General features: G+C 40.8%; 10 protein-coding genes and 2 pseudogenes. 7 read left to right on the top strand and 5 right to left on the bottom strand.

Annotation, left to right across the window (positions count from 1 at the left end; genetic code table 11):
• Nucleotides 1-3: 3 nt before the first annotated feature.
• The 3 genes from HT721_RS02370 to HT721_RS02360 all read left to right on the top strand — a co-directional run bounded on the left by HT721_RS02370 (nucleotide 4) and on the right by HT721_RS02360 (nucleotide 2,801).
• Nucleotides 4-1,551, top strand: coding sequence for an ABC transporter ATP-binding protein (locus HT721_RS02370; protein WP_173213031.1), 1,548 nt, complete (start codon nucleotides 4-6; stop codon nucleotides 1,549-1,551).
• Between the two features lie 183 nt (nucleotides 1,552-1,734).
• Nucleotides 1,735-2,109 (top strand): CidA/LrgA family protein, encoded by a 375-nt coding sequence (locus tag HT721_RS02365; RefSeq protein WP_000781325.1) that lies wholly within the window; start codon nucleotides 1,735-1,737, stop codon nucleotides 2,107-2,109.
• Complete coding sequence (locus tag HT721_RS02360; RefSeq protein ID WP_173213033.1) at nucleotides 2,106-2,801, top strand: LrgB family protein; 696 nt, start codon at nucleotides 2,106-2,108, stop codon at nucleotides 2,799-2,801. The genes HT721_RS02365 and HT721_RS02360 overlap by 4 nt, the downstream gene beginning before the upstream one ends.
• Nucleotides 2,802-2,864: 63 nt before the next feature.
• Here the strand turns inward: HT721_RS02360 and HT721_RS11365 are convergent.
• The 3 genes and pseudogenes from HT721_RS11365 to HT721_RS02350 form a co-directional block, all read right to left on the bottom strand.
• Nucleotides 2,865-3,014 (bottom strand): annotated as a pseudogene (locus HT721_RS11365) (IS630 family transposase); the annotation flags it as partial.
• A 566-nt stretch (nucleotides 3,015-3,580) separates the two neighbouring features.
• Nucleotides 3,581-4,780 (bottom strand): ABC transporter permease, encoded by a 1,200-nt coding sequence (locus HT721_RS02355; protein ID WP_173213035.1) that lies wholly within the window; start codon nucleotides 4,778-4,780, stop codon nucleotides 3,581-3,583.
• Complete coding sequence (locus HT721_RS02350) at nucleotides 4,777-5,670, bottom strand: ABC transporter ATP-binding protein (RefSeq protein WP_000895303.1); 894 nt, start codon at nucleotides 5,668-5,670, stop codon at nucleotides 4,777-4,779. The genes HT721_RS02355 and HT721_RS02350 overlap by 4 nt, the downstream gene beginning before the upstream one ends.
• 339 nt (nucleotides 5,671-6,009) lie before the next feature.
• Between HT721_RS02350 and HT721_RS02345 the strand changes: the two are divergent.
• Together HT721_RS02345 and HT721_RS02340 are read left to right on the top strand one after the other, a co-directional pair.
• Nucleotides 6,010-6,242 (top strand): annotated as a pseudogene (locus tag HT721_RS02345) (IS30 family transposase); the annotation flags it as partial.
• A 429-nt stretch (nucleotides 6,243-6,671) separates the two neighbouring features.
• On the top strand, nucleotides 6,672-7,289 hold the full coding sequence (locus HT721_RS02340; RefSeq protein WP_164226650.1) for a TVP38/TMEM64 family protein: 618 nt from the start codon (nucleotides 6,672-6,674) through the stop codon (nucleotides 7,287-7,289).
• Nucleotides 7,290-7,608: 319 nt separating this feature from the next.
• On the opposite strand, the gene scrK is transcribed toward HT721_RS02340, so the two are convergent.
• Nucleotides 7,609-8,496 carry a fructokinase ScrK gene (scrK, locus tag HT721_RS02335; RefSeq protein ID WP_000164310.1) on the bottom strand — a complete coding sequence of 296 codons (888 nt, stop codon included), beginning with the start codon at nucleotides 8,494-8,496 and terminating at the stop codon, nucleotides 7,609-7,611.
• A gap of 149 nt (nucleotides 8,497-8,645) precedes the next feature.
• Nucleotides 8,646-10,532: a sucrose-specific PTS transporter subunit IIBC gene (locus HT721_RS02330; protein WP_173228795.1), complete on the bottom strand. Its 1,887-nt coding sequence runs from the start codon at nucleotides 10,530-10,532 to the stop codon at nucleotides 8,646-8,648.
• 379 nt (nucleotides 10,533-10,911) lie between these two features.
• Between HT721_RS02330 and HT721_RS02325 the strand changes: the two genes are divergently transcribed.
• Together HT721_RS02325 and HT721_RS02320 are read left to right on the top strand one after the other, a co-directional pair.
• The gene (locus tag HT721_RS02325) at nucleotides 10,912-12,366 is read left to right on the top strand and encodes a glycoside hydrolase family 32 protein (RefSeq protein ID WP_173228793.1); all 1,455 of its coding nucleotides are present in this window, start codon (nucleotides 10,912-10,914) and stop codon (nucleotides 12,364-12,366) included.
• On the top strand, nucleotides 12,347-13,312 hold the full coding sequence (locus HT721_RS02320) for a LacI family DNA-binding transcriptional regulator (protein WP_173228791.1): 966 nt from the start codon (nucleotides 12,347-12,349) through the stop codon (nucleotides 13,310-13,312). Before HT721_RS02325 ends, HT721_RS02320 begins: the two co-directional genes overlap by 20 nt.
• Nucleotides 13,313-13,358: the final 46 nt, after the last annotated feature.

The following is a 13,358-nucleotide window of genomic DNA, read 5'->3' as shown; positions in this document are numbered from 1 at the left end:
TTTATGCTGAGAAGATTTGTTACTAAGAAACACCTCGTACTTTACTTCTTTTCTATTGCCATTACTTGGCTGGAAGCAATTATCACGCCAGCCCTTGTTCAGAATATTGTTGCCAGTTTTACCAATCAAGAACTAGGCCTTCTTTGGAAAGTATTGATTCTAGGAATCCTTGGAAACCTCATCCTCTTACTAGGCTTGGCTGGGAAACGCTATTACTACGCTCGTTTGATTACTGACTTCAAATATGGAATCAAGAGTGCTATTTTCAAGCGATTTTTAAATAGTTATGAGATTGATGAAAAGGATATTTTGTCTGACCTAGAAAACGACGTCAAGCAACTAGAAGAAAGCTATATTGAGCCAACGGTCATCATCATTTCTTCTCTTGGCTTCACAACTGTGTCCATTCTCTATGCCCTGTGGACCAATTTTCACCTGGGCTTGATTTTCATCCTCTTCTACTCCTTTCCTGTACTCTGCAGTGCTATCGGATCCAAGCGTTTGGATTCACTTTCTGAAAAGCGGTCCACTGTTAACCAGAGCTACTTAGCAAGCTTGACAAATTTTATTGGTGGTAGCCAACAAATTCGCCATTATCAGGGGCAAGACTACTTTTTTGCTCACTATCAAAAGCAATTACAAACCAGTCTGGATGTCGAAATCAACTATGAAAAGCAACGAACTTTAAACAGTCTCTTGATCAATAGCATCGATGCCTTTTGCTCCGTCACACCTATTGTCATCGGTGGCTTTATGACCTACTATAATTATTTAGATGCGGCTAGTTTTGTGGCCATCTATCTGGTTTCCCATAATATCGGCTATCAATTCCAAGAGTTGGCTTACTTTACCAACACCCGAAAAGCGAATCGAACTCTTCTCAACAAATACCAAAAACTTTTGGGGCAGTCTGACTCCATCTCGCTTAGAAGTATAGAAAATATTTTCCCTATTCAGCTTAACAGCATCTCCCTAGAAAAAGATGGGAATGTCCTCTTATCTCCGATTTCCATACACATCAAGCAAGGAGAAAAAATCGCCATTATCGGGGAAAGTGGCTCTGGTAAAACGACCCTGCTCAATATCATTCATGGAGAAGAGACACCGACAAGTGGACAGATTAGCTTTGCTGGTCAGAACCTGTCACGTCAAGAAATCACAAGTATTAGTTCCTATATTCTCCAAGATAGCCATTGCTTTGACACGCTATCTCTGGAAGACAATATCCTTCTAGGACTGGATAAAAATCCAGAGACTTTAAATCATATCCTCAAAAAAACAGGATTAGAACATTTGAAAAATCGACCCCTCAGCAATGATAGTCTATCTGGTGGCGAGAAACAACGCCTAGAAATCGCTCGCGCCCTCTACCATGATAGCCAACTCATCTTAGCAGATGAGATTAAGGCCAATCTTGACTCGGAAAATAGCAGAAAAATTAGCGACTTGCTCTTCTCCCTACCTCAAACAGTCATTGAAGTCATTCACCACTACACGGAAGAAGACTTAAAACACTACGACCAAGTCATTCACTTAAGCAAAGAAAAGTAATATTCTTCGAAAATCGCTTCAAACTATGTCAGTTTGACCTACAACCCCAATACTTTGTTTTGAGCAACATGCAGCTGACTTCCTAGTTTGTTCTTTAATTTTCATTATCCCTTATGCATTTGCTTGAAATTTTCTGAAAAAAGAGTAAACTGGTATGCAGAAATCTATTTCGTGGAGTTTAGGATGAAATTATATGTTCAATTAATGATTCTCTTTGTGATTTCTCTAATCGGAGAGGGGATTTCCAGTTTCTTTCATTTGCCTATCCCAGGCAGTATTATCGGTTTGATTATTCTCTTTCTAGCCCTACAATTCAAGTGGCTGAGAACCAGGCATGTCAACATGGTGGGGAATTTCTTGCTGGCCAATATGACCATTCTCTTTTTGCCACCAGCAGTGGGAATCATGGAAAAGTTTGATGTGATTGCTCCCTATCTTTTGCCCATTGTTTTGATTGTCTTTTTTGCAGCTGTTATCAATATTATCCTTATTGCCTTGGTCGTTCAGTTTATCAAGAGACGATTTGAGGGAGATTATGAGAAAGGAGATGCCAAATGAGTGAATTTGTTTCCAATCCCCTATTTGGGCTTGCCCTATCTATCCTAGCTTATCTAGTGGGAATGTTGATTTACAGACGTTTTCCCCATCCTTTGACAACGCCCTTGCTTTTGTCAGCTGTTTTCATTATCATCTTTCTAAAGGTGACAGGTATTTCTTACCAAGATTACTACCAAGGTGGGGTTTATTTGAACAACTTGATTGTCCCATCGACTGTTGCTCTAGGGATTCCGCTTTACAGGAGTTTTCACTTGATGAAGCACCACGCTCGGAGTATTCTCTTTGGTAGTCTGCTAGCGGTAGTTGTCAATACCTCTTTCACAGCTCTTGTAGCGAAAATATTTGGCATGGACTTTTTCCTAGCTATTTCTCTCTTTCCCAAGTCAGTGACAACCGCCATGGCAGTGGGAATCACAGAAAAATTGCAAGGTCTGACCACTGTGACCTTGGTGGTAGTAGTGGCAACTGGGATTTTAACCAGTGTCGTCGGCCCAACCCTTTTGAAGTGGTTGAAAATTGACGACCCAGTAGCTGTTGGTCTTTCCCTTGGAGGAACAGGCCATGCAGTTGGAACAGGAACAGCCTTCCGATACGGCTCTGTAGCAGGAGCCATGGGTGGTTTGGCTATCGGTGTCACCGGTATTCTCTATGTCTTTGTCAGCCCTATCGTAGCCAGTTTGATATTGAGTTAAAAAGCAAGGAATTCGAGCAATCTCATTATGGTAGTGACATGGGGGTCTAACTTCTCATATTTATACGTTTCTCCAATCAGTTAGTTGATTACAATCGAGATTTTCTATACTCTCCTTATAAGATTTTCGCATAAGATGAGACAGCACACGCTGAAGACGTCTATGTTATTTAGATTTAATGCAATCTTTTCAAAAAGTTTTGATAATCTATATTTCTTATTTATTTTAGTTGATTTCATATCACTATACTATAATGCTTATCCAAATGATGACACTATCAAAACACCCTATTATTGGATGCTTACGAAACAGATTTTTATACTCTTCAAACCACATCAGCTTGTCCTTAGTGTGTATATGTTACTGACTTGGTCAGTTCCTCAACCTCAAAACTATGTTTCGAGGAGCCTTCCGCTAACTTCCCAGTCTGATTTTCATTGACTATTAACGATACTTTATCACATAAAGAGGCTGGATGAAAAGTCTTCACAATCAAAAAATGCATACTATCAGGTCTTAAAAAATCCTGGTAGTATGCGTTTTTTATGAGCTGACTTATTTCCTTTCACTATATCGCAAAATGAAATAAGAACGGAACGATGAGATTTTGGAATTCAAATCAATTCATAAGAATGTTTTAGAAGCAATATTATCCTAGTCCAGATTCAGTTCACTATACAATTGAGTTTTCAAGCAACCTGTTTACATAATGTGTGCATAATTAGGTTCGTGATTCCACTCTTTTTATCTCTAAAAAACCTCGCTTTCGCGAGGCTCTTCTATTTATAAGCTAAGGCACGTTTAAAGGTTTTCCATATCCCTAAATCATCTGTTTGAAGGACTAGACTAGCATACATGCGTCCGATAAATCCGGTTGCTAGCACCGCAAAAATCACTGTAATAGCAAGTGAAATCCATGCTTCTACTCCCCCTGCATAGCCATTAATGGTTCTAAATGGCATAAAGAAGGTCGAAATAAAGGGAATATAAGAACCAATCTTCAAAATGAGATTGTCACCAGCTGCACCTAGAGCTGTCACTCCAAAAAAACCACCCATAATCAAAATCATCAAAGGCGACAGGGCTTTCCCTGCGTCCTCAGGACGAGAAACCATAGAACCTAGGAAGGCTGCTAAAACAACGTACATAAAGAGGCTAACCAAGACAAACAATAAGGTGTTGAGCGAGAAAGCCTCTCCTATATGGTTTAAAATACCAGATTGTGCCAAGATTGGTAGGTCTTTAAAGAGAAGAATGGCAGCAAGTCCACCCACGACGTAAATGCCAATATGGGTCAAAATCACAAGAAGCAGAGCCAGCATGCGAGCGTAGAAATAATGACTAGCTCGGATACTAGAGAAGACCACCTCCATAATTTTGGTTCCTTTCTCGCTAGCCACTTCCTGAGCAGTGACACTAGCATAGGTAATCAAAATCATATAAAGGATGAGACCAAGCCCTGCGGCCGCAAAGGTTTGAATCATTTTTTTATTTTCCTTGGCTTCATCAATCTTTTCTGTGAATTGAACTGTCTGCGCTAAGCGTTTTTCCTGCTCTTGAGACAAGGAGGCCGTTGAACGATTAAGCTGATTTTGTAGTTCATTGAGTGTACCTGTAACCTCAAATTTAATTCCATTTTCAAGCGATGTTTCGCCATGATAAACTGCCTTTAGAACACTATCTTCTTGATCAATAGTCAGATAGCCTTTTAATTTTTCATCTTTAATCGCTTCTTTGGCACTTGCTTCGTCTTTATAGTCAAAGTTAACACCATTTACATTCTTCAGTCCTTCTGCTACAGACGGCACTGTTGTCACTACTGCCACTTTATCATTTTTAGCCATTGAAGAGCCTTGGAGATAGCCAATTCCTCCAGAGAGACCGATAAACAAGAACGGCGAAATCACCATAAAGAAGAAACTCCACGATTTGACATGTCGAAGATAGGTTTCCTTGATTACAACCCACATATTTCTCATACTTCCACCCCTGATTCTAGTTTAAAGATTTCATCGATTGTTGGCGCTTGCTGGTCAAAGGTTGCGATATATTGCCCCTGAGTCAAGATTGGGAAGAGTTCCCTTCCAGCGCTCTCATCCTCCAAGATCAATTTCCAACTGCCTTGTTTGGTCAAACTCACCTGTTTGACATGAGGAAGATTTTCCAATTCTTCCTTGCTTCGTTCACTTGAAACAAAGAGACGCGTTTTCCCGTATTGATTGCGAACATCCTGGACTGGTCCATGCAAGACCACACGGCCATCTCTAATCATCAGAATATCATCACAAAGCTCCTCGACGTTGGTCATGACATGGTCAGAAAAGATAATGGTTGCTCCGCGCTCTTTTTCCTGAAAAATGACTTGCTTGAGTAATTCTGTATTGACCGGGTCTAATCCACTGAAAGGCTCATCCAAGATAATCAAGTCTGGTTCATGAATCAGAGTAATGATGAGCTGAATCTTCTGTTGATTTCCTTTTGACAGACTCTTAATTTTATCAGTCAGCTTCCCTTTCACTTCCAACCTCTTCATCCATTGAGGGAGTTTTTCCTTGACCTCCTTGGCATCCATGCCTTTTAGAGTCGCCAAGTAGCGAACTTGTTCAAGGACTGTCAATTTAGGCATGAGACTGCGTTCTTCAGGCAGATAGCCAATCCGAGCGTAGGTTTCCTGACGAATATCCTGACCATCCAGACTGATTTCTCCTTGATATTCTAAAAACTTCAAAATACTGTGGAAAATTGTTGTCTTCCCAGCACCGTTTTTCCCGACTAATCCCAAAATACGACCTGGTCGCGCTTGAAAGTCAATACCAAACAAAACTTGCTTGGATCCAAAACTTTTCTCTAGACTTCTTACTTCTAGCATCTTTAACCTCCGAAATTTCTTTCACTCATTATACTCTTTTTTGATAGCCTTTACAATGATTTCTGTCCATTTTTAGAAGACTAATGCTATGTAAAATATGGCATGGAGCGTTTTTAGTGATAAATCCATTATACAGTAGTAAACTTAATTTATCCACTCTGCTCCTCAACTGTCTATTTTTGATCCTGAATTGTTATTTGAGTAGCTCCTTTTTCCTCATAAAATTTTCTTCCTCTAAAACTTCTGGAAAAAAACGGATAATTTCTTGACAACATTTTTTATAAGAAACAAGTTCATCTGTCATTTCAAGAAGGAGTAATCCTTTATCCACTAATGGACGGAGCGGAATTCAATCGCTTGTCTAATGTGTTTTCTAAGGAACATATCTACTATGCACATCCCTATGCCTCTTGGAAAAGGGGAACTAATGAGAATCATAGCAGGCTCATTCGTAGATGGTTACCTAAGGGAACTAAAAAACGACTCCCAAAGAAGTCGCCTTCATCGAAAAGTGGATGAACAACTATCCTAAAAAATGCTTGAACTACAAGTCCCCCAGAGAAGACTTCTGAATGGCTAACTTGAACTTGAAATTTAGCAATAATTCATTCACCATCTAACTATATTTAGTAATTATTTCAGAACTGATTAATATTAAAATTAACTAACGATTCAAAGGATTCATACTAAACATAAATTATATCCATCAGATAGAGACTCTTATTATTTTTAGATTTTAGCTTTTCTAGCTTCAGAATACATCTAAACTTTAGAGAAGATGACTATTCGAAAGCTCGAATGCATCAAAATTATCTCAGATAAGCTATTCGAAACGTAGAATACTTGTAAATTTATGGAATTACGATTATTCTAAACTTAGAATACATGTAAACTTTAGGAAGTATACCTATTTACTTTCTATTCCTCATCAAAAAGACTCATTCCCCCTTTCTCCTCCAAAATATGGTATAGTAGAGTTATACTATCTATGAGGAGTTTACATGTCACAGGATAAACAAATGAAAGCTGTTTCTCCCCTTTTACAGCAAGTTATCAACATCTCATCGATTGTCGGTGGTGTTGGGAGTTTGATTTTCTGTATTTGGGCTTATCAGGCTGGGATTTTACAATCCAAGGAAACCCTCTCTGCCTTTATCCAGCAGGCAGGCATCTGGGGTCCACCTTTCTTTATCTTTTTACAGATTTTACAGACTGTCGTCCCTATCATTCCAGGGGCCTTGACCTCGGTGGCTGGGGTCTTTATCTACGGCCACATCATCGGGACTATCTACAACTATATCGGCATCGTGATTGGCTGTGCCATTATCTTTTATCTGGTGCGCCTCTATGGGGCTGCCTTTGTCCAGTCTGTCGTCAGCAAGCGCACCTATGACAAGTATATCGGCTGGTTGGACAAGGGCAATCGTTTTGACCGTTTCTTTATCTTTATGATGATTTGGCCCATTAGTCCAGCTGACTTTCTCTGTATGCTGGCTGCCTTGACCAAGATGAGTTTCAAGCGCTATATGATCATCATCATTCTGACCAAGCCCTTTACCCTCGTGGTTTATACCTACGGTCTGACCTATATTATTGACTTTTTCTGGCAAATGCTTTGACACGTAAAAAATCCGTTTGGTTTCCCAAGCGGATTTTTAAAGCGTAGATTAACTATAGCTTAATACTAAATATACTTTGGTATGGAAATCATGCATATTTTTCGATAGTAAGGCGAGGACTTACCTAGCCTTTCCGCCGTGATAGAAACACCTGAAATCTAATGGTTTCAGGTATTCGGAAACTTTGAGACATTAGGCTCAAAGTTTAGGTATGGAATTTCGAAGAAAGTCGCTACCGTCCGTAATCACTTAAGGAAAGGCTCAAAAATATTATTTGCAACCACAAAATCCGTTTGGTTTCCCAAGCGGATTTTGTGCTTTATTTTGAAACTTCTTTTGCAAGGACAAAGTTTCCAAGAGTAGCAGAACCATTTCCTGCGACTGCTGGCGTCACGATGTAATCACGCACATCAGGTACTGGTAGGTAGCCATTGAGAAGAGATGTAAATTTCTCACGGACACGGTCCAGCATGTGTTGTTGAGCCATGACCCCTCCACCAAAGACAATCACGTCTGGGCGGAAAGTCACTGTCGCATTAACCGCAGCTTGAGCGATATAGTAGGCTTGAACATCCCAAACAGGGTTGTTGAGTTCAATGTTTTCCCCACGAACACCTGTACGAGCTTCCAAACTTGGACCAGCTGCATAGCCTTCCAGACATCCCTTATGGAAAGGACAAACACCCTTAAACTCTTTTTCAATATCCATTGGGTGTCTAGCAACATAATAATGACCCATTTCAGGGTGACCCACACCACCGATAAACTCACCACGTTGGATAACACCTGCACCGATACCTGTACCGATTGTGTAGTAAACCAAGTTTTCGATACGACCACCCGCATTGTTACGGGCAACCACTTCACCATAGGCAGAGCTGTTTACGTCGGTTGTGAAGTACATTGGCACGTTGAGGGCGCGACGAAGGGCACCAAGCAAGTCCACATTTGCCCAGTTTGGTTTTGGAGTCGTCGTGATAAAGCCATAAGTTTTTGAGTTTTTATCAATATCAATCGGACCAAATGAACCAACTGCAAGACCAGCAAGGTTGTCGAATTTTGAGAAGAACTCAATGGTTTTATCGATTGTTTCGATTGGAGTTGTTGTTGGAAATTGTGTTTTTTCTACAACGTTAAAGTTTTCATCACCGACAGCACAGACAAACTTTGTACCGCCCGCTTCCAAGCTTCCATATAATTTTGTCATGATAAACCTCTTGTTTTTATTTTCTTTATTATAGCATATTTCGAAAGTCTAAATTTCTCTATTTTTTAGATTTTCCTCTGTAAATCTTACCATTCAAGCAAAAACGAACAAACATGTCATTTGTTCGTTTTCACATTAGAGAGGATTGATTAGATTTTCACTTCGATCACAGCATCCCCCTTAGCAACTGAACCTGTTGCTACTGGAGCTACTGAAGCGTAGTCAGCTGTATTTGTAACGATAACCATTGTTGTATCATCAAGACCAGCTGCAGCAATTTTGTTTGAGTCAAATGTTCCAAGAACATCGCCAGCTTTAACCTTGTCACCTTGAGCAACTTTTGCTTCAAAACCGTCACCGTTCATAGACACAGTGTCAATACCAACGTGGATCAAAACTTCAGCACCATCAGTTGTTTTCAAACCAAAAGCGTGTCCTGTTGGAAAGGCAATTGAAACTTCAGCATCAGCTGGTGCATAGACCACACCTTGACTTGGTTTCACAGCGATACCTTGTCCCATAGCTCCGCTTGAGAAAACAGGGTCATTAACATCAGCAAGAGCGACAACATCACCGACGATAGGAGTTACAAGTGTTTCATTTTGAAGAGTTGCTGGAATGTTACCAGTTGTTTCTTCTTGGACCAAACGTTCTGTCTCTACTTCAGTAGCAACTTCTTTTTCATCCTCATAACCAAACATGTAAGTGAGGGCAAAACCAAGTGCAAATGATACAGCTACCATAAGAAGGTATTGGGCAAGTTGTCCGTTACCGATGTAAAGCATTGTACCAGGGATGATGGTGATACCATTACCAGTACCAGCAAGTCCAAGGATTGAAGCCAATCCACCACCGATTGCACCAGCAATCAATGAAAGGAAGAATGGTTTACGGAAGCGCAAGTTCACCCCGAAGATAGCAGGCTCTGTAATACCGAGGAAGGCAGAAAGAGCAGCTGGGAAAGCAAGTGTTTTGAGTTTTGGATTTTTAGTTTTAACACCAACCGCAACAGTTGCAGCACCTTGAGCTGTCATAGCAGCTGTGATAATAGCATTGAATGGGTTAGCATGGTCAGCAGCAAGCAATTGAACTTCAAGTAAGTTGAAGATATGGTGCACACCTGACACGACGATCAATTGGTGAACCCCACCAATCAAGAAACCACCAAGGCCAAATGGTAAGCTAAGGATCGCTTTTGTAGCGATAAGGATGTAGTTTTCAACGACGTGGAAGACTGGTCCAATGACAAAGAGTCCAAGGATAGACATGACCAAAAGTGTCACGAATGGCGTTACCAAAAGGTCAATCACATCTGGAACAACCTTGCGGACAGCTTTTTCAAATTTAGCTCCGACAACCCCGATGATGAAAGCTGGAAGAACGGAACCTTGCAAACCAACAACAGGGATGAAACCAAAGAAGTTCATAGCTGTTACTTCACCACCTGAAGCAACTGCCCAAGCATTTGGAAGTGAGCCAGAAACAAGCATCATACCAAGAACGATACCAACGGCTGGATTTCCACCGAATACACGGAAGGTTGACCACACAACCAAACCTGGCAAGATAATGAAGGCTGTATCTGTCAAGATTTGAGTGTAAGTTGTCACATCAGCTGGAAGTGTCACTCCAAGAGCAGTCAAGAGACCACGCACACCCATGAAGAGACCTGTCGCTACGATAACTGGGATGATTGGAACGAAAACGTCACCGAAAGTACGGATAGCACGTTGGAACCAGTTCCCTTGTTTAGCAGCTTCTGCTTTCATGTCATCTTTAGATGATGTTGGCAAACCAAGTGCAACAACTTCATCGTACATTTTGTTAACTGTACCTGTACCAAAGATGATTTGGTATTGACCTGAGTTAAAGAAAGCACCTTGAACTTTTTCCAAGTTCTCAATCACTTCTTTATTGATTTTTCCTTCATCTTTGACCATGACACGAAGACGAGTCGCACAGTGGGCAACACTGTTGACATTTTCACGTCCGCCCAAGGCATCGATGACTTTTTTTGCAATTTCCTGATTGTTCATTTGCAAAAATCTCCTTATATAACATTTTGTTCTTGTTTGAAAGCGATTTTATCCGCCCTTACGACTATTATTTTATCATGTTTTAGAAATATGTCAAGCGTTTTGCAGAAAAATATTCTATCCACTTAGTGGACACGCTTTAGATTGATTGTTTTTGACTATTTTATCAGGAATTTCTTGAAAAAATAAGTTTAAAATCTTTGTTATCAGGATTTTATTTCATTATCTTTCATCTTTTCTTGAAAAGTTGATTGATTTTCTGGTTTTGATTTGTGATAAACGTTTGACAGTTTTTTCTCTTTTTTAACATAAAAGACTTGCTTTTTCAACCGAAAACGGTTACTATTAAAAGTGATAAGATTTTTGGAGGAATGAATGAATGGAATGGACAACTGAGCGTCGTTACAGACTCTATCAAGATTGGACGCAAGAAGAAATTCAAAATATTAAGAAAAATATGGCACAATCTCCATGGCATACTCATTACCATGTTGAGCCAAAAACAGGACTTCTCAACGATCCAAATGGCTTTTCCTACTTTGATGGGAAGTGGGTTGTTTTTTATCAAAACTTTCCTTTTGGTGCAGCCCACGGTTTGAAATCTTGGGTTCAATTGGAAAGCGAGGACTTAGTTCACTTTAGAGAAACTGGAGTCAAAGTTTTGCCTGATACTCCATTAGATAGCCACGGTGCCTACTCTGGTTCTGCCATGCAGTTTGGCGATGGCTTGTTCCTATTCTATACAGGAAATGTCCGTGATGAAAACTGGATCCGTCACCCATATCAGATTGGGGCCTTGATGGACAAGGATGGTAAGATTACGAAGATTGACAAGATCTTGATTGACCAGCCTGCTGACTCAACTGACCACTTCCGTGACCCACAAATTTTTAACTTCAAGGGTCAATATTATGCCATCGTCGGTGGACAGGACTTGGAGAAAAAAGGCTTCGTCCGTCTCTACAAAGCTATTGACAACGACTACACAAACTGGCAAGCCGTTGGTAACCTTGACTTTGCTAACGACCGCACCGCCTACATGATGGAATGTCCAAATCTGGTCTTTGTAGGCGAGCAACCTGTCCTTCTATACTGCCCACAGGGATTGGATAAGAAAGTTCTAGACTACGATAATATCTTTCCAAATATGTATAAGATTGGGGCTTCCTTTGACCCTGAAAATGCTAAAATGGTAGATGTGTCTCAACTTCAAAACATGGACTATGGTTTCGAAGCCTATGCAACTCAAGCCTTCAACGCTCCTGATGGACGTGCTCTAGCTGTTAGCTGGCTTGGCTTGCCTGATGTTTCATATCCATCTGACCGTTTTGACCACCAAGGAACCTTCTCTTTGGTCAAAGAACTGACTATCAAAGACGGTAAACTCTACCAATTCCCAGTCGCAGCTGTCAAGGACCTTCGTGCCTCTGAAGAAGCCTTCTCAAATCGTGCCCAAACTAAGAACACTTACGAACTTGAACTCAGCTTGGAAGCTAATAGCCAGAGCGAGATTGTCTTACTTGCTGATCAAGAGGGCAAGGGACTTTCCATCAACTTTGACCTTGTAAATGGTCGAGTGACAGTGGATCGTAGCCAGGCTGGTGAACAGTATGCCCAAGAATTTGGAACAACTCGCTCTTGCCCTATCGACAATCAAGCTACTACTGCTACGATTTTCATCGATAACTCTGTCTTTGAAATTTTCATCAATAAAGGAGAAAAAGTATTTTCCGGTCGTGTCTTCCCACATGCGGACCAAAATGGTATCCTGATTAAATCTGGAAACCCAACTGGAACTTACTATGAATTAGATTATGGTCGCAAAACTAACTGATGTCGCCAAACTTGCAGGCGTCAGCCCTACTACCGTTTCTCGGGTTATCAATAAAAAAGGCTATCTATCTGAAAAAACCATTCAAAAGGTAAATGAAGCCATGCGAGAATTGGGCTATAAACCCAACAATCTAGCTCGTAGTCTGCAAGGAAAATCAGCCAAGTTAATCGGTTTGATTTTCCCCAATATTTCCAATGTTTTCTATGCAGAATTGATTGATAAGCTGGAACACCAACTCTTCAAAAATGGGTACAAGACCATCATCTGCAACAGTAAGCACGATTCTGAAAAAGAACGTGAGTACATCGAAATGTTGGAAGCCAATCAGGTGGACGGCATCATTTCTGGTAGTCACAACTTGGGAATCGAAGACTACAATCGTGTGACAGCACCGATTATTTCCTTTGACCGAAACCTGTCTCCAGACATTCCTGTCGTTTCCTCTGACAACTACGCTGGTGGAGTTCTTGCTGCCCAGACCTTGGTCAAGACAGGCGCCCAATCTATCATCATGATTACAGGGAATGACAATTCTAATTCGCCAACTGGACTACGCCACGCTGGTTTTGCATCTGTACTCCCAAAAGCTCCTATTATCAATGTTTCCAGTGACTTTTCTCCCGTCAGAAAAGAAATGGAAATCAAGAATATCTTGACCCGGCAAAAGCCAGATGCCATTTTTGCTTCGGATGATTTGACAGCTATTCTGGTCATTAAAATTGCCCAAGAATTGGGCATTTCTGTCCCAGAAGAGCTCAAGGTCATCGGCTATGATGGGACCTACTTTATCGAAAATTACTACCCTCAACTGGCTGCTATCAAGCAACCCTTGGAAGAGATTGCCTGCCTCACTGTTGATCTTCTCTTGCAAAAGATCGAAGGCAAGGAAGTCGCCACAACTGGTTACTTCTTACCAGTTACACTATTACCAGGAAAAAGTATTTAATACTCTTCGAAAANNAGCAACCTGCGGCTAGCTTCCTAATTTGCTC

It is taken from the genome of Streptococcus sp. 4094, assembly GCF_013277125.1.
GTDB lineage: Bacteria > Bacillota > Bacilli > Lactobacillales > Streptococcaceae > Streptococcus.
Note: the sequence above shows the minus strand (reverse complement) of the source record. Positions and strands in the feature narration are given on the sequence as shown.

Bases quoted from the DNA above. Each gene is read 5' to 3' on its own strand.
- HT721_RS02370 (WP_173213031.1), top strand. From the start codon at position 4: ATGCTGAGAAGATTTGTTACTAAGAAACACCTCGTACTTTACTTCTTT.
- HT721_RS02365 (WP_000781325.1), top strand. From the start codon at position 1,735: ATGAAATTATATGTTCAATTAATGATTCTCTTTGTGATTTCTCTAATC.
- HT721_RS02360 (WP_173213033.1), top strand. From the start codon at position 2,106: ATGAGTGAATTTGTTTCCAATCCCCTATTTGGGCTTGCCCTATCTATC.
- HT721_RS02355 (WP_173213035.1), bottom strand. From the start codon at position 4,780: ATGAGAAATATGTGGGTTGTAATCAAGGAAACCTATCTTCGACATGTC.
- HT721_RS02350 (WP_000895303.1), bottom strand. From the start codon at position 5,670: ATGCTAGAAGTAAGAAGTCTAGAGAAAAGTTTTGGATCCAAGCAAGTT.
- HT721_RS02340 (WP_164226650.1), top strand. From the start codon at position 6,672: ATGTCACAGGATAAACAAATGAAAGCTGTTTCTCCCCTTTTACAGCAA.
- scrK (WP_000164310.1), bottom strand. From the start codon at position 8,496: ATGACAAAATTATATGGAAGCTTGGAAGCGGGCGGTACAAAGTTTGTC.
- HT721_RS02330 (WP_173228795.1), bottom strand. From the start codon at position 10,532: ATGAACAATCAGGAAATTGCAAAAAAAGTCATCGATGCCTTGGGCGGA.
- HT721_RS02325 (WP_173228793.1), top strand. From the start codon at position 10,912: ATGGAATGGACAACTGAGCGTCGTTACAGACTCTATCAAGATTGGACG.
- HT721_RS02320 (WP_173228791.1), top strand. From the start codon at position 12,347: ATGGTCGCAAAACTAACTGATGTCGCCAAACTTGCAGGCGTCAGCCCT.